Source organism: Streptomyces sp. NPDC050738, from assembly GCF_040654175.1.
Classification (GTDB): domain Bacteria; phylum Actinomycetota; class Actinomycetes; order Streptomycetales; family Streptomycetaceae; genus Streptomyces.
Map to the genome: position 1 here is coordinate 85,079 of NZ_JBFAHN010000016.1, position 14,592 is coordinate 99,670.

Sequence of the window (14,592 nt, forward strand, 5' to 3'; positions counted from 1 at the left end):
AGCAGGAGCCGTTGTTAGACCCAACTGACAGAGTGCCCAGCCATGGACGCCTCTGAGTTCTGGACCATCATCGAGACCGCACGCTCGGTCGGCGGGCCAGACAGGCCCTTCGCCGAAGCTCTGGTTGACGAGCTGGCCGCCTGCACCAAGGACGGCATCCTCCGCTACCAGGAACGTTTCGACGACGTGCATGACGCGGTGTATCGCTGGGACGTGTGGGCTGCCGCCTACCTCCTCGGCGGCGGCTGCTCGGACGACGGCTTCATGGACTTCCGCGGCGGCTTGATCGCGCTGGGCCGCGACTGGTACGAGAAGGCAGCGGCTTGCCCAGACAGTCTTGCTGAGGACCCGTCAGTGATCGGCGCCGCAGAGGTGTACCGTGACGAGGCTCTCTTCTACGAGGAGGTCAACTACGCCGCCAGTGAGGCGTTCAAGCGCATCTCTGGCGATGGCGAGGACTTCTACGAGGCCTGGGACGAGCACAGAGCCTCACGAGACAGTTCCGGACACGACTCCGAAGACATGGGCGAAGACTTCGACTTCGACGACCCCGACGAGATGCGACGTCGACTCCCGCGGCTCACCGCCCTCTTCCTCCATGACACCCCGTGACAGATCTCGCCAGGCAGCGACTCCGCATTGCGATGTCCGCCCTCAGCGATGCCATTCCACACGAACGCCGCCGCCCTCCTCTCGGCTGGCCGGGAGTTCAGGCATGGGAAGCCGAACGGGCCTTTGAACTACCGGAGCCGTACCGCACGTTCGTCGCGGAGATCTCCAACGGCACCCAGGAAGGCCCATCCGACCCGCATGGGCTGCTCGCACTGGGCCAACTCCCCGAGAGCTGGCAGCTCTGGGAAGCTGAGTGCTGGCTGAGTCCCGATCCATTCGATGGCACGGCACTACGGAAGCCCGCGGTGCCATTTCCCCTCAAGGAGGAATGGCAGTGGGAGTACGACTACTACGACCACGACCAGCACTCGCCCCTCCTCCATGGCATCTATCAGCACGGATCGATCCTCCTGGGCAGCAACCGCAGCTGTGAGTTCTGGATACTCATCGTGACTGGACCTCAACGTGGCCGAGTCTGGTGGCTGGGCGACGGATGCGCGGCCCCCTACGCCGATGCGGAAGAGGAAGCAGAGCCGGAAGTCGACTTCGTTTCCTGGCTCCAGGACTGGCAGGCTGATCGAGGGTGGTGGTCTCAGGATCCGGAAGACCTGGACTGATCAGGCTCCGGGTTCGTCCTGGCAGGGGGAGATCGCTTGTCGGTGCGACAGGGTGATGCGGCGCTGGGCCGGGTCGATGTCCAGGATCTTCACGGGGAGTGCGTCGCCGACCTGGACGACCAACTGCGGATGGTCGGGGTTTCCGTCGCCCAGTTCGGTGTTGTGTACGAGCCCCTCGAAGCCGTTCTTCTTCTCTTCAATGCGTACGAACACGCCGAACGGCACGAGCTTGGTGACGCGGCCGACGACGGTCTGGCCGACCTGCCCGGCGAGCAGTGGCATCGGATCTTCCTGCAGGGCCCTGAGCGACAGCGACACGCGTTCGCGGATCGGGTCTACGTCGAGAATTTCGGCCCTGATCTCCTGGCCGACGGTAACGACCTCGGAAGGATGGTTGAAGGGGCGCCATGACAGCTCGGGGATATTGATCATCCCTTCGAAGCCGCCGATGTCCACGAAAGTGACCAAGAAATCGGCGATCAGGGTCACCCGGCCGGTGATGATCTCGCCTCGGTGAAGGGTCTTGAGGAAGGCCCAATTCCGGGTGCTCGGTGTGGGGTCGATCTCCCAGCGGGCGCGTGCCACTCCGTCGCTGTCGGGCATGACGGCGGCGAGCAGCGGGACGCGGTCGTCGGCGTACATGGACAGGATCATCGCGGCGGAAGCGCTGGAGAGACGGGCGGCCAGCTCCGGGAACTCGTCTTCGTCGGCGGTGGCGCTGTGCATCCGCCCATCACTGCCCTGCCAGACACACTCGACGTGGCCCTCGGCGGGGAGCGTGGCGAGTACCGCGTCGATGTCGGAGGACAGGTCCGGCCAGATAGCCAGCCGGGCACGGGGAGCGAGCCCGGCGCGGATCGTGTCGATGTTGTCAGGGGTGAGGCGATGCCATCGCCCGGAGTTGTAGGCGGACTGCTCTTCCAGGACCTTGGCGTTGGTCCCCGCCATCGACCAGCGCAACTGGGCCCAGAATTCGTCGTCGGCCGGCCGCTGGAAACCTTCGCCATCGGCTTCGAAGTCGTACGGCGAGGCATCGACCCGCTCTGGGAACAACCCGAGCGAGCGGGTCCGGGCCGCAGCGGTTTCGCAGGGCCGGCTGCTGCCGATGTACATGTACTGGTCCCAGCCCACGTGCACGGCGAAGGTGCCCTCCACTTCCAGCCGACACCAGGCGCCACCGTCGCGCAGCATGACCCGTACAAGATCCATCGCGGTGCCGACCGAGACCTCCGCGCCATCGTGGAAACCGTCCGGCCCGGTCGGGAAGAGACCGTCCAGCCCGAAGCCGTCCATCGGTGGCTCCAGCCCGAAGTTCACGAATGGCACCGGGAGGTGCGGCTCGCGCACTTCCAGGCGCTCGATGCCGGTGTTTGCGGCGAACGCCTCGATTGCTTGAAGGTAGGCACCCTCGACCTGGCCGTGGTCGCTGACCGTGTCCTCGGCGCCGGTGTAGTGGCCGTGTTCATCACGGTCGGCGGGATCGTACTTGGTTACGCGATAGACGTAGGGCAGCACGCCCTCATCTTCCAGCATGGTTCGGACGCGGCAACGCGCAGTGCCACTGCGCATCGAGGGGGCAAGCACTCAGTCCGCGAACTCCGAGCCGATGTTGTTCCACATGAAGTTGCTTCTCCAGTCCGTCCTGCCGGCAGCCCAGCCGAGCAAGGCGGTCAGGATCTTCACCTGGGAGATGGTCCGCGTCTGATAGTGCTCGGCCGCTACGCCGTCCCGGAACTCGAGTTGGTACGTGTTGTCGTCGCGCAGCAGCACCTGGGTGTACAAGCTGCCCTCGATGTCCTCCCCCACGTTCTCCAGGATCAGATGCGCGTTCCCACGATGGAGGTTCGCCAGCATCCTGCCTATTGCTGGCTTCGAGGGCGTCTTCGTCACTCGCCCAGCCGCATTGGTTGCAATCAGCATGGCGTGATCCTCCACCATGGCTCTGACAGCGCCTCGGTGAGCGGACAGAACACCGCCTGGGACCATTGGCTGGTGACCACATGGATGCGCTGCTACTGGGACGAGGAAGACACCTGGTTCTACTTCGAGGTCGATGCCGAAGGCTGGGTGATCCGGCAGATCGAGCTCGAAGGGCCTGACCTAACGCCGATTGCGGCTGCCTCCCTCGAAGAATGGCAGCGAGCCCTTGACGCAGGCCGCCTCGACGAGCACGACAGCAGATTCGGGATCACTGCCGAACTGCCCGTCTCCGAGTGGGAGGGTCACGACCCGCTGCCGCTCACCTCCGAGGAACTCGAAGAGGGCTGGAGGACCGCCCGCCAGCACATCGCCGCCCGTCCGGCATGAGCGCCAAGGCGGTCGTGAGGAAATGCCACTCGTCTTGAGACGAGAGCCCCCGGCCACTGCGTGAGACAACTCGAGAAACAGCTGGTCAGCGCGACGCGCTATGACGTGCGCCGCGAGACCCTACACTCGCCCTGACCGCGCCGGATACAGCGGGTGGTCCGCCTTGCCGGCCTTGATGTTGCGGCAGCCTGATCGCCCGGCAGCACGGGCTGGAAGCGTTCCTGGCCGAGATGTGAGCCCGGTGCCAGCCGCCACGTTCCGTGTGACGTGCGCTCAGCGCCTCGTCTCGTACCTGGTCAGGATCACCCCGCCGGGAAGCGTCCGCGTCTCCACCAGGTTCAGGTTCACCCAGCTGTCCATCGCGGCGAAGAACGGCGTGCCGCCGCCCACCAGGACCGGCGCGGTGGCCAGCACGTACTCGTCGATCAGTCCGGCCCGCATGGCCGCCCCGGCGAGAGTCGCGCCGGCGATGTCCATCGGCCCGCCGTCCTCGGCCTTGAGCCGGGTGATCTCGGCGACCGCGTCGCCGGTGACCAGGCGGGTGTTCCAGTCGACCTTGTCGATCGTCGAGGAGAACACCACCTTCGACATGTCCCGCCAGCGGCGCGCGAACTCGCTCTCCGCCGGGGTGGCGTTGGGCTGCTGGTCGCCGGTCGGCCAGTAGGAACTCATCGTCAGCCAGAGCTTGCGTCCGTACAGCGACAGGTCGGTCGCCTGCAACTGGTCGGACCAGAACTGGAACAGCTCGTCGCTCGGCGTGCTCCAGCCGATGTCGTCGCCGGGCGCGGCGATGTAGCCGTCCAGGGTCACGTTCATGCCGTAGACCAATTTCCGCATGGCGCCAGCCTCCCGTGAGTCGCTCTCACGCGTACAGACCGACGCGGCGCGGGAAACTCATCGGCGCGCAATCCGAGCTCGCATGTGGCCTTGGAGCAGTCAATTTCCGTTGTAGGAGCGGGTCACCCGTCCCCATACTGTCCGCGATGGAGGAGACAACAGACGTCGAAGAACTACAGGCACTGGTGGCCCGCCTGATCGGCAGCACGGTGGAGAGAGTGCATGTTCCACCTGACGGAGAGGGCAGGTTCGGTCTTCAGTTCAAATTCACGCGACTCCGAGACGACGGGACAGAACAGACCGGGTTCAGATGGCTGGCGATCCACGCGGTGGCCTGGCGCCTTGACCGGGTGACGGCCGAAACAGACGCCGTTGTGGCCGCTTCCGGCGACCATGAGCAGCGGTTGGCCGAGGACCTCGCTGTGCTGGCGGGACGGGAGATGACCGAGCTACACTTACGACTGCCCGGCTGGGACACCCGGATGCGTTTCGGGGACCTTCAGCTGACGATCTTTCCCGTACGTCACCATGACCCTTCAGCGCCCCCGGACTGGACTTTCCGCATGCCGTCAGGCCGGCTTCTCGTCGTCGGCCCTGGGCCGCGTTGGACGGTCACCGCATGACGGCCGTCAACTCCACCGAGGCCTGCCGACGTATCGGCCCGTTGCTCGGACAGCGCGCGTGGGACGTCCGGCGGGGCATCGGGAGCTTCGTGACCATGGAGTTTGGCAAGCCACTACCACCTGACCAGTCGGGCCGTGTTTACGGGCAGTGGCACCTGTGGATCCAGATGACCGCTTGGCGGTTGGAGACGGCCGGCCAGGTCCTCGTCGGTTCCGAGGACGAGGGACTCGAAGAGGCGCTCACCCAGCTGGAAGGCAGACCGCTGACCGGCGTCGTGATCAAACCGCCCGCGCTGGAGACCCGGTTCGACTTCGACGGGCTACGCCTGCAGACCTTCCCGATGTATCGGAAGGATCCAGAGGAGGGTGAGTTCGACCAATGGCTCCTATGGCTCTCCACCGGAGGGGTGTTGGTAGCCGCCTCGGAGCTGACGGTGGAGTCGTCCGAGCGTTGATTGACCCGGCCTGCTGTCGCGGGCGCGGGCGCGTGACGCCTGCGTGTGCCCGCTGCGTGACCAGAACTCGCGCCTCACGGGCCGGTGGCTACGGCCAAGGTGGAGTGCGGCCGCGCACGGCGGGACGGACGCGGCTACAAGCGAAACGGCTGCGTGGCCGAGGTGCGTGGTGGGTCGGCCTACCTCCGTCCGTATCGTATTCGTCTGCAGCGGCTCGCAAACTGACGGGTTTCCATGGCCGTAAGAGCTCGTAACACGATCATGGACTGAGTCTCTTGGGGGTTGAAGGCGTCGTGGAGTTCAATGCGGCGTGGCGTTCCTCAAATTCGCCTGCTGTCTCATCACCCACCGACAGCTCGGCTCATTGTGTCGGCCGTTGTAACGGCCCACCGTCCGACACGAGCGCATCCGGCAGCGGAAGGCCCGCCTCCTGCGCGACCTTTTGCGCGTCGTTCACCCAGTGGTCCTCGAAGCGCACAAGAGGCTTCGGCCACCTCTCGGTTGCCGTCTCCAAAGTCCAACGCATGAGATCGCGGGGTAGACCGTCCAGTGTCGTCCCAGTGAGGTGCCGGATCCTGCTGCTGGTCTGCAGCACGGTTTCGCCGGACCGCTCCTCTGCGTATGCCTTGCGTGCTTGGCCCGCCATGTCGAGGGCTTTGCCAAGGAGCTGTCGACAGGCACTGTCCGCCCAACTGACGGGTGTGTTGGCGCCGAACAGCGTCACGAGTTGACCTTGTCCGATGCCTTGCATTTCCGCGAACGACTTAGAGGCCTCGAAGATGAGGTTATCCGCGTTGCCAGCGTCGATAAGTATGTTGTCGAGCATTGCGCATGTGTGGCCGAGGGACTTGAGATAGTCTTTTGATGCCTCCTGCCGCCGTTCACGCTGCCGTACGCGCTCGCGCTCCCGGTTCTTTAAAACCAGGTAGACGAGGGATCCGGTCCCTACGAGGAACGCGCCTAGGCCGCCCATCGCTGCTTCAATGAGGCCCACAATTCCTCCCAGCCGCGCCGGGTGGCCTCACCGCAGAACGGCCCATCCCAGCGACCAGTCAAACCCATCGTCACCATTCTTGTCTTCGAAGTACACCTCAGCTCGGCCGTCACCCGGGAGGACGGCGCCGAGATCACGGATGTGATGGTCCTTTGAGCGGAAGTTCATGTTGAACCCCCGTATCACGGCCTGTCCGTCGGGGATCGGTTTACGAGCCCCGCCCTTGGCATTACTCCCGCGTGCCAGCCCTACCGAAGAGAACAAATCCCGAGACGCGTAGCAATAGCTGACCCTGAACACGAATGTGTCGTCATCATTTCTGTCGTTAAGTCGAACCGTCACTGTCCCATCCGACTCGAATATGCCGATCTCGTCGAGATGGTGGTCCGCTCCACGGAAGGCAAGCTGGAATCCACTCAGGACGAATATCATGCTTGCAGAGGGTCGCCCGCCTTCAAAGGTCGCCTGTCGCGTCACTCCGAGGTCTAGGGACCTGGAGAACTGCCGGAATCGACTATCGTGGCCAATATAGTGACCCACTTTGAAGAAGTAGTCCGCCTGGCGCCCTTCGTCATTCATACCGATCTCGATTTTCCCGTTCTCCGGAAAATCAGGCAGGGCGATTACCTGTTGCACGTGGTGGTCGTCTCCGGAGTACTGGAAGTAGAAGGTATTGAGAAGTGGGGCCCCCGGGGTGGGGAAGTTTCGCACCACGGGGCCGCCGTCGCTGATCGCCTCTTCGATGTTGCTCACTGCTGCCGCAGAAATCGCATCGGAAGTTGACTCACGAGCCATGACGATCTCCTTTACGCTCGGGCCGAGGTGACTATTTGGCCGATATTTCATTTCGACCATCCTCCCCTCCTGAGGGATGTGGCAAGGGTTACGACTAACTCGCCCTTGGTCATTCCGTTTACATCGAACTCGCCTAGTTGCAGCCCTGGGTGAGGTGGTGCTGAAGATGTTTCGTGTTGTTCCGTGAGCACATTTATGTCGCAGTGGGTCACCACGAAAGCTTGCAAGAGGATCATCAGCGGATCTTCTTGAGGCGTCTCCAGCAGATGAGGCCGCAGGCCAATGCGACGAAGGCGTCGTGGAGTTCGGTGCGACGTTCCCAGCGGACGGCGAGGCGCTTGAACTGGTGGAGAGCGCGAAGGTCTGCTCCACTACGTACCGGAGTTTGCCCAGGCCCTTGATGTTGGGGGCGCCCTTGCGCGAGATGACGGGCAAGGATCCGCCGCTTGCACAGCTCACGCCGTTGGGGTTGAAGTCGTAGGCCTTGTCGCCGAGAAGTGATTCGGGGCGGCGGCGCGGGCGGCCGGGCCGTCCGGCCACGGGCGGGATGCCATCGACGAGGGCGAGGGTCTGTGTGACGTCGTTGACGTTGGCCGCAGTAGTGATGACCTCGAGCGGAGTGCCGCGCCCGTCAAAGATCAGGTGGTGCTTGCTGCCCGTTTTCCGCTGGTCGACCGGCGACAGACCGGTGTCTGCTCCCCCTATTTTTTGCGCGGATGTGTGAGCCGTCCACACATGCGCGGGACCAGTCGAGTTCGCCGGCCGCGTTGAGTTCGGCGAGCAGGATGCGGTGCAGTTGCTCGAAGACTCCAGCCTGCTGCCAGAGGTCCGGGCGTCGCCAGCAGGACTGCCTGGAGCCGAACCCCAGTTCCAGTGGCAGGAGTTGCCAGGCTATGTCGTTGTGGAGCACATGCAGGGTGCCCTACAGACAGTCGGTCCGCCACCGGCTGCGGCCCCGGCGCCCTCGCGGGCCAGGGCGGTAGCAGCGGCTCGATCAGCATCCACAAGTCGTCGTCCACGATCCACGGCCGAGTACTCACACTCCGCGAAGGGCCTAATCGCCCTACCAGTCACACCCGACCAGGGCACCTCAACAAGGTCGTGTTACGAGCTCTAAGAGAGTGGCCCGCAATTGCGCAATCCCCTTCACACAACCCCATTCACGCCGTCCGCTCACCCCCGGCAAGTCCTCCGAGTGCAGGAGGCGGGGAGCACGGTCACCGAGCGAAAGACGCATCTACGGAGAGGTCTCGGCGGGCCGTGCGGTCTTGAGCGCCCCATTAAGTGACTCACTTGAATTCGGAACTAAGTGGAGGTGTGGCGGGTAGGTCTCTGACCTGCAGGTATGCCTGGAGGAGAAGGAGTGGGTCGTCGTCGGCTACTGACGCTGGGCTGTGTTTGTTCAGTTAGGGGTCCGGAAAGCCCCTCGCGCCCGTCTGCCACCCACCCGTCTGCAGTCGGCGGACGGACCGTAACCATCCCACCCGCTCCTGCCGTTGCTGCGCCTTTGTCTTTCACCGCACGGATCTCAACTTGGTGTGTGAGAAGGACAGGTGGGAAATCCGGGCCGCTCTCTCACGGTCATGGGGACCCGTCAGTTTGCGAGCTGCCGCAGACAGCGACGAGACGGACGGAGGTGCGCCAACCGACCACGCACCCTAGCCACGTAGCCTTTTCGTCTTGAGTTGCACTCGACCACCACGCGGGAGTCGCGTCCTACTTGTGCCGTAGCCACCCGCCCGCCGGGCGCGAGTTCTGGTCACGCAGCGGGCACACGAAGGCGTCACGCGCCCGAGGGATTCGTGAGCAGCGGTCGACCGGTGGCGGATCCGACCGCGGCGCGGATCTCCGCGATCATCTTCGCGGGTTGGTGGAGCACCACCGATGCCGGATACCGAAGGATCATCCGGACCTCGGGGCAGAGCTGGAGCTCGTTGAAGCGGGCCGCGTCCTCGCGATGGGCTGCGCGTGTTCCGTGGAAGGCGTAGCCCTCGATCTCCACGATCACGCGCGCTTGCCTGAAGTAGAAGTCCGGGTAGCGCACGTGCCCGGTAAGCGGGGTCACCATGCGCACCTGCGACTCGGGGTAGAGCCCTGCATCCCCTATGCGCAGGCGGGCGAGGGTTTCCGCCGGGGAGCCCGCGCCAGGGTCGCCGTATGCGAGCCAGGTTCTTGCTTGCTTCGCTCCCTTTGCGGTGGAGCCGATCTCTGTACGTACCTCTATGAGCGTCACAAGGGGCGGTCGGCGCGCCTGCCCTTGCGGGCGGCGTTTCGTGAGTGCGGAGTCGAGGGCGACGAGTGCCTCGTCGCGGGGGCCCTCGCGAAGGAGGTCGGCGATGGTTCGGGCGGGGTTCGTCAGGCGTAGGCCTTGGCGTGTCCACACGGCTTCCTCGGTGAGGGGGACCTGGTGCTGCACGATGTCGGTCATGAGTGTGCGACGCCCTGTGAGGCTCGTGAACTCGGTGCGTTCGACCGGCACTTCGATCCCGTGGAGTGCCGCCGCCGTTCGGTGGCTCACCGTGAGGTCCGGGCGGAGTTGCTGTACGGCCCGCAGCCGCAGCACGTTGTCGATCTCCGTCCCGGGCTCCGCCCAGGCCCCTCGCCGGATCGGCCTCCACGCCTCGTCGCGGAGGCTCCGCTTCAACTGGTCCGAGGTCCAGCCCGCTTCGAGAGCCCGCCTGCTCACCAGCACCCCGTGTTCGGAGAACCTCCGCAGCCCATCCATTCCGTTACCTTCCCGCAGCGGGCTGCCGGCCGTCGGGCCCTGTGGATAAGTGTGGAGACGCTAGAGGAGGTGGTCCGCCTTGCCGGCCTTGATGTCGCGGATCATCGTGCGGAGGGCTTCGCGGCTGTCGGTGAGGTAACGGTCCTCCTCGCCGAGGATGGCGATGTAGGCGTTACCTTCGGCGTCCGTGCCGAGGCGGAAGCAGTTGGCTCCCTCGCCGCAGAAGGGATCCTCCCAGTGAACGGGTGACATGGTGATCTCCTAAAGGTGGCGGGCCAGTTCGCTGATGTGGTCGCGCGACTCCTCGGGGTGCAGCGCCAGGTGCGCCAGCCCGTCCAGCTGGGCACGGTACTTGGCGAGCTGGACGTCCGTGTCGAGGAACTCGGGACCGTGGGTTGCGTCGAGTTCGACGGTGTCGAGGTTCGGGACGGCGGCCGTGGCGTAGACGACGGATTGGCCCGACCCCGGGAATCCGCCCCGTTTGAACGGGATGACGCGAAGGGAGATGTGGTCCCGTTCGGAGAGTTCCAGGAGGTGCGTGAGCTGCGCTCGGGTCGTCTCGGTCCCGCCGAACTCGATACGCAGGGCTGCCTCGTGGATGATCGCCTCGACCGTTGGCGGGTTGGGCCGGTCAAGGATTCGTCGGCGGTCCATACGGAACGCCAGACGGGCATCGAGGTCGGCCCTGGACAGCCGGGGGATGACCTGGGCGAAGACCGCGCGGGCCTGGTCCTCGGTCTGCAGCAGGCCCGGCAGATGGACGGTGACTGCGATCCGGAGGGCGACCGCGTGCCACTCCAGCTCGGCGATGTCCAGCAGCCCTTCGCGGAGTTGGCCGCGGTATGCCTCCCACCAGCCCTTCTGGCGCTCACCTGCCATCGCGGCGAGGGCATCGATGAACGCCCCCTCCTGGTGGCCGTAGTTGTCGGCGAGGGTGCGTACGCGGGCCGCGCTGATTCCTGATCGGCCGGATTCCATGTTGGGGATGTTCGTACGGGGAACCTTGAGCAGGGCTGCGGCCTGTTCCGTGCCGATCCCCGCCGCGACCCGCATCTTGCGCAGCTCCGCCCCGAGCCGCTTCTGGCGCGCGGTGGGCGTGCTCCTCGGCGGCATGCGCTCTCCCCTTCAGGCCGGTGCTGCGCTCAGTGTGCCCCGGGGTGAGTGATCGGTCCACCGGGAACTCTTCCACAAAAGGTAGTACGTGTACTCCTCTATGCCCTACGGTGGGTAACGCATCAACTACGCAAGGCAGTTGGAAGTGCATCACGCGATGCTGCCCGAAACCTCCTCCCCTGGGAGGGGTGGCCCCGCGTCAGGGAGACAGGCACACCACCCGCCGCGACCCGACAACAACACCCGAAACCGCTCAGGGAGTTGCCATGCACGGAGCCACCATCACCCAGTGTCCGGAGCCCCTCCAAGTCCCCGGCCCCATCCCCGCCCTGGCCTACAGCCTCACCCTCCCCGCAGCCCCTCGCAGCGCGGCCGTCGCCCGGATCGCCACCGCGTCCGCGCTCCGGGCGCACGGCCTCGGGCCCCTCACCGACCCCGCCGTCCTCGCCGCCAGTGAACTCGCCGCCTGCGCGGCCAAGTTCAGCCCGTCCGAGGCGGAGATCTACCTCTCCCTCCGTCATCGCGACGACGCCCTTCACCTGGTCGCGTACGACGCCCACCCCCGTCACACCCACCCCCGCCTGGCTGCCGCCTGCGACGCCCGGCGCCGCGCGAGCCTGCGTGTGCTGGTCTGTCTGGTCAAGGCGTGCGGCGGCACCTGGGGTCTGGGTCCGGCCCATGAACCCACGGGAGGGACCCGCACCTGGGTGGTACTACCGACTCAGGAAACCACCGCCTTCGCCACGGTCTGCGTCGACGGCCCGCTGCCGCGCCTGGACACCGCGTTCCGGGAATGAGCTGGGCCGCAACGTCCCTGCGGTCCAGCCCCGCTGTGCGCCGGTGCGCTCAGATCTCTTCGATCTGCGCGTGTCGGCCGCAGAGCTTCCGCATGTCATCGGCGTCTGAGGTGAGGATGACGCGAGGTCCGGGATGGCTGAGCGCGGTGGCCGCGACGACCGCGTCGATGGCGTACTTGTGCCCGTGGAGACCTGCATCCCGTAGCAGGTCAATGGCCTTCCATGTAATCGCTTCCGTCACTGGCAGCACTTCGAGTCGCGAGACATTCCAGCGAAAGCGATCCATCTTGATCTTCGAGTGCCAGGCCTCGATCAGGGTCAAGTCACTGACGGCGATCAGCATGTCCTCGTTCTGGGCGGCCCTGAGGTACGCGGTCACCTGCGCGTCGGCGTTCACGGTCTTGGACAGCCCCTCGCTGTCCAAGAGGAGGATCCCGCTGGTCAGCTGGCTTCGTGCTCGTGCCATGAAACGTCCCCCCGTGCCTCACCGTCGGCCGCTTCGAGCGCGGCCAGCGACTTGGCCGCGCGGATTGCCTCCGTTGCGCGGTCATGCATCTCCTGGGAGATGGGGGGCGACTCTGCCTCGTTTGCCTGGATCAGCTCCTCTGCCAAGTCACGCTGTATGCGCCGGCCAACGGCCTCGCTTACGTAGGCCGAGAACCCTCGTGCCCCAACGCGCTCCTTGACGGCGGCGATTCGCCCCGTTGGCATGGAAACGCTGACCTTTTGTGCCGGGCCTTCGTCCGGCCCGAAATCTGCGGAAGTCGCCATGCGACAAGAGTAGCAAAAGGTGTAGCAATATGCTTGGGTGCCTCACCCCGGCTGGAAGAACGCAAGCAGCCGCTGCGCGGCGTCCGGCGACATCAGCAGCTCCTGCATGTCCGCCGACATCCGGGCGGCAGCGCCCGCGCGCTCGAACATCTCGCGTTCGTACGCCGCCACCGCCGCCGGGAAGTCATCGCGATGCGCGGCCAGCGCGAGGCCCAGCAACGCCCCGTCCAGCAGTGCCATGTTGGCGCCCTGCCCAACCGGCGGCATCAGGTGCGCCGCATCGCCGATCAGGGTGACGTCCGGGGACGACGGCCAGGTCAGGCCGACCGGGAGCGTGGTGAGCGACCGCGGTACGACCGTGTCGTCGCAGGCCGCGATCAGTGCCGTGTGCCGTGCGTCCCAGCCAGGGAGCAGTTCGATCAGCCGTGACCGGGCGGCGGCCGGGTCGTCGAAGGGGATCCGGCTCGTGGCGAACCAGTCCTCGGGGGTGTTGTAGAAGCTGACGCCGATGCGGACGCGGCCATCGCCGTTGCGCTGTGCGCCCAGGGAGATTCCGTTGCCGAGCACCCAGTAGTTGCCGCGCCCGACCATCGCCGCGAGGTCTGGGTGCGTGCGGTCGATGTCGGGGATGCCGACCTCGACGACGTTCTGGCCGATGTGCACCGGGCGGGCGTCCGTGAGCAGCGGGCGGACCCGGGACTGGGCGCCGTCCGCGCCGACCAGCAGGTCGTACGCCGCACTGCTGCCGTCGGCGAAACGGAGCACGCCGTCGCCGGCGGAGGTGAAGGCGTGGCCCCAGCGCACCGTGTCCTCGGGGAGGGAGTCCAGCAGCAGGTTGCGCAGGTCGGCGCGGTCGACCTCGGGCCGGTCGAGCGGGGCGTCGTCGGGGGTGTCCTCCTGGAGCAGCAGGGTGCCGTCCGGTTCGAGGAGGCGCATGTCCTGGCCTTCGCCGCGGGCGATCTCGTAGAACTCGTCGATCAGACCGGCCTCGCGCAGTGCCCGCTGGCCGGAGTGGATGTCGAGCATCCCGCCCTGGCCGCGCGCACCGCGTGAGGGTTCGCGCTCGTAGACGACGGCGGCTATCCCGTTGATGTGCAGCACCCGGGCGAGCGCCAGGCCGCCGAGCCCGGCTCCGACGATGGCAATGGGCATGGGCATGGGCATGGGCATGGGCATGGGCATGGTGGTGTCTCCCGCTTCCTCGATACGCCGTATTGGTCAATACACCGTATCGCTCGATGCGATGTACTGTCAGCGGCATGGTGGTGTGGGAGAGGCCGGAGCCTCCGAGTCGTCCGGCGCAGGCCCCGCTGAGCCGGGAGCGGATCGTGCGGGCGGCGATCCGGCTGGCCGACGCGGACGGTCTGGAGGCGGTTTCGCTGCGGAAGGTCGCCACCGAGCTGGGCGCCGGGCCGATGCGGCTGTACGGCTACATCGCGAGCAAGGACGAGCTGCTCGACCTGATGGTCGACGCGGTCCACGCCGAGATCCGGCCGGCCGGGGACGGCTGGCGGGAGATGCTGCGCTCTCTTGCCGAGACCACCCGGCAGGCCGCCCACGAGCACGAGTGGCTCGCCGATCTCCTCGGGGGCCGTCCGCAGCTCGGGCCGCACGCGCTGGCGAGGGGCGAGGTCGTGGCGGCCGCGCTGGACGGTGTCGATGTGGACGACGTCATGCCGGTGACCAATGCGGTCACGGCGTACGTGACCGGTGCCGTACGCCGCGAGATCGCCGAGCGGCGTGCCGAGCGCGCCACCGGGGTGGACGAGGAGGGCTGGCAGCGGTCACTCGGTCCGTACCTGGAGCGGACCCTCGCCACCGGCCGGTTCCCCGCGCTCTCCAGGATGGTGCACGATGCCGCCCACCTGGATGCCGACGAGACCTTCCGTCTGGGCCTGGAGTTCCTGCTCGACGGCATCGAGGCCCGCGTCTCGAAGTGACGTCCG

General features: G+C 66.1%; 18 protein-coding genes and 1 pseudogene. 7 read left to right on the forward strand and 12 right to left on the reverse strand.

Annotated elements, in window-relative coordinates:
• Nucleotides 1–42: 42 nt before the first annotated feature.
• Entirely contained in the window at nucleotides 43–612 is a 570-nt protein-coding gene (locus tag AB0H78_RS31275) for a DUF4240 domain-containing protein (protein ID WP_363238039.1), read from the forward strand.
• Nucleotides 609–1,229, forward strand: a complete 621-nt coding sequence (locus AB0H78_RS31280; RefSeq protein WP_363238040.1) for an SMI1/KNR4 family protein — start codon at nucleotides 609–611, stop codon at nucleotides 1,227–1,229. The genes AB0H78_RS31275 and AB0H78_RS31280 overlap by 4 nt, the downstream gene beginning before the upstream one ends.
• On the opposite strand, the gene AB0H78_RS31285 is transcribed toward AB0H78_RS31280, so the two are convergent.
• Complete coding sequence (locus AB0H78_RS31285; protein WP_363238041.1) at nucleotides 1,230–2,744, reverse strand: S1 RNA-binding domain-containing protein; 1,515 nt, start codon at nucleotides 2,742–2,744, stop codon at nucleotides 1,230–1,232.
• A 69-nt stretch (nucleotides 2,745–2,813) separates the two neighbouring features.
• Nucleotides 2,814–3,083, reverse strand: a complete 270-nt coding sequence (locus tag AB0H78_RS31290; RefSeq protein WP_363238042.1) for a hypothetical protein — start codon at nucleotides 3,081–3,083, stop codon at nucleotides 2,814–2,816.
• 150 nt (nucleotides 3,084–3,233) lie between these two features.
• Here AB0H78_RS31290 and AB0H78_RS31295 point away from each other — a divergent pair, with 150 nt between their 5' ends.
• On the forward strand, nucleotides 3,234–3,536 hold the full coding sequence (locus AB0H78_RS31295; protein ID WP_363238147.1) for a hypothetical protein: 303 nt from the start codon (nucleotides 3,234–3,236) through the stop codon (nucleotides 3,534–3,536).
• 273 nt (nucleotides 3,537–3,809) lie between these two features.
• On the opposite strand, the gene AB0H78_RS31300 is transcribed toward AB0H78_RS31295, so the two are convergent.
• Entirely contained in the window at nucleotides 3,810–4,373 is a 564-nt protein-coding gene (locus tag AB0H78_RS31300; protein ID WP_363238043.1) for a dihydrofolate reductase family protein, read from the reverse strand.
• A 146-nt stretch (nucleotides 4,374–4,519) separates the two neighbouring features.
• Between AB0H78_RS31300 and AB0H78_RS31305 the strand changes: the two genes are divergently transcribed.
• Together AB0H78_RS31305 and AB0H78_RS31310 are read left to right on the forward strand one after the other, a co-directional pair.
• Complete coding sequence (locus AB0H78_RS31305; RefSeq protein WP_363238044.1) at nucleotides 4,520–4,996, forward strand: hypothetical protein; 477 nt, start codon at nucleotides 4,520–4,522, stop codon at nucleotides 4,994–4,996.
• Complete coding sequence (locus tag AB0H78_RS31310; protein ID WP_363238045.1) at nucleotides 4,993–5,451, forward strand: hypothetical protein; 459 nt, start codon at nucleotides 4,993–4,995, stop codon at nucleotides 5,449–5,451. Before AB0H78_RS31305 ends, AB0H78_RS31310 begins: the two co-directional genes overlap by 4 nt.
• Nucleotides 5,452–5,812: 361 nt before the next feature.
• On the opposite strand, the gene AB0H78_RS31315 is transcribed toward AB0H78_RS31310, so the two are convergent.
• From AB0H78_RS31315 to AB0H78_RS31340, 6 genes and pseudogenes are all read right to left on the reverse strand, one after another.
• Nucleotides 5,813–6,445 (reverse strand): hypothetical protein, encoded by a 633-nt coding sequence (locus AB0H78_RS31315; RefSeq protein ID WP_363238046.1) that lies wholly within the window; start codon nucleotides 6,443–6,445, stop codon nucleotides 5,813–5,815.
• Nucleotides 6,446–6,472: 27 nt separating this feature from the next.
• On the reverse strand, nucleotides 6,473–7,300 hold the full coding sequence (locus tag AB0H78_RS31320; RefSeq protein ID WP_363238048.1) for a hypothetical protein: 828 nt from the start codon (nucleotides 7,298–7,300) through the stop codon (nucleotides 6,473–6,475).
• Between the two features lie 175 nt (nucleotides 7,301–7,475).
• Nucleotides 7,476–8,241 (reverse strand): annotated as a pseudogene (locus AB0H78_RS31325) (IS5 family transposase).
• A 782-nt stretch (nucleotides 8,242–9,023) separates the two neighbouring features.
• Nucleotides 9,024–9,926, reverse strand: a complete 903-nt coding sequence (locus AB0H78_RS31330) for a hypothetical protein (protein ID WP_363238049.1) — start codon at nucleotides 9,924–9,926, stop codon at nucleotides 9,024–9,026.
• 99 nt (nucleotides 9,927–10,025) lie between these two features.
• Nucleotides 10,026–10,217 (reverse strand): hypothetical protein, encoded by a 192-nt coding sequence (locus AB0H78_RS31335; protein ID WP_363238050.1) that lies wholly within the window; start codon nucleotides 10,215–10,217, stop codon nucleotides 10,026–10,028.
• A 9-nt stretch (nucleotides 10,218–10,226) separates the two neighbouring features.
• Nucleotides 10,227–11,078 carry a helix-turn-helix transcriptional regulator gene (locus tag AB0H78_RS31340; protein WP_363238051.1) on the reverse strand — a complete coding sequence of 284 codons (852 nt, stop codon included), beginning with the start codon at nucleotides 11,076–11,078 and terminating at the stop codon, nucleotides 10,227–10,229.
• A 266-nt stretch (nucleotides 11,079–11,344) separates the two neighbouring features.
• On the opposite strand from AB0H78_RS31340, the gene AB0H78_RS31345 reads away from it, so the two are divergent.
• The gene (locus AB0H78_RS31345) at nucleotides 11,345–11,875 is read left to right on the forward strand and encodes an ATP-binding protein (RefSeq protein ID WP_363238052.1); all 531 of its coding nucleotides are present in this window, start codon (nucleotides 11,345–11,347) and stop codon (nucleotides 11,873–11,875) included.
• Nucleotides 11,876–11,924: 49 nt separating this feature from the next.
• On the opposite strand, the gene AB0H78_RS31350 is transcribed toward AB0H78_RS31345, so the two are convergent.
• The 3 genes from AB0H78_RS31350 to AB0H78_RS31360 are packed head-to-tail and all read right to left on the reverse strand — an operon-like array spanning nucleotide 11,925 to nucleotide 13,798.
• Nucleotides 11,925–12,341 (reverse strand): PIN domain-containing protein, encoded by a 417-nt coding sequence (locus tag AB0H78_RS31350; protein ID WP_363238053.1) that lies wholly within the window; start codon nucleotides 12,339–12,341, stop codon nucleotides 11,925–11,927.
• Nucleotides 12,317–12,646, reverse strand: a complete 330-nt coding sequence (locus tag AB0H78_RS31355) for a hypothetical protein (RefSeq protein ID WP_363238054.1) — start codon at nucleotides 12,644–12,646, stop codon at nucleotides 12,317–12,319. Before AB0H78_RS31355 ends, AB0H78_RS31350 begins: the two co-directional genes overlap by 25 nt.
• Nucleotides 12,647–12,688: 42 nt before the next feature.
• Nucleotides 12,689–13,798, reverse strand: coding sequence for an FAD-dependent monooxygenase (locus AB0H78_RS31360; RefSeq protein ID WP_363238148.1), 1,110 nt, complete (start codon nucleotides 13,796–13,798; stop codon nucleotides 12,689–12,691).
• 107 nt (nucleotides 13,799–13,905) lie between these two features.
• Between AB0H78_RS31360 and AB0H78_RS31365 the strand changes: the two genes are divergently transcribed.
• Nucleotides 13,906–14,586 (forward strand): TetR/AcrR family transcriptional regulator, encoded by a 681-nt coding sequence (locus tag AB0H78_RS31365; protein WP_363238055.1) that lies wholly within the window; start codon nucleotides 13,906–13,908, stop codon nucleotides 14,584–14,586.
• Nucleotides 14,587–14,592 lie beyond the last annotated feature (6 nt).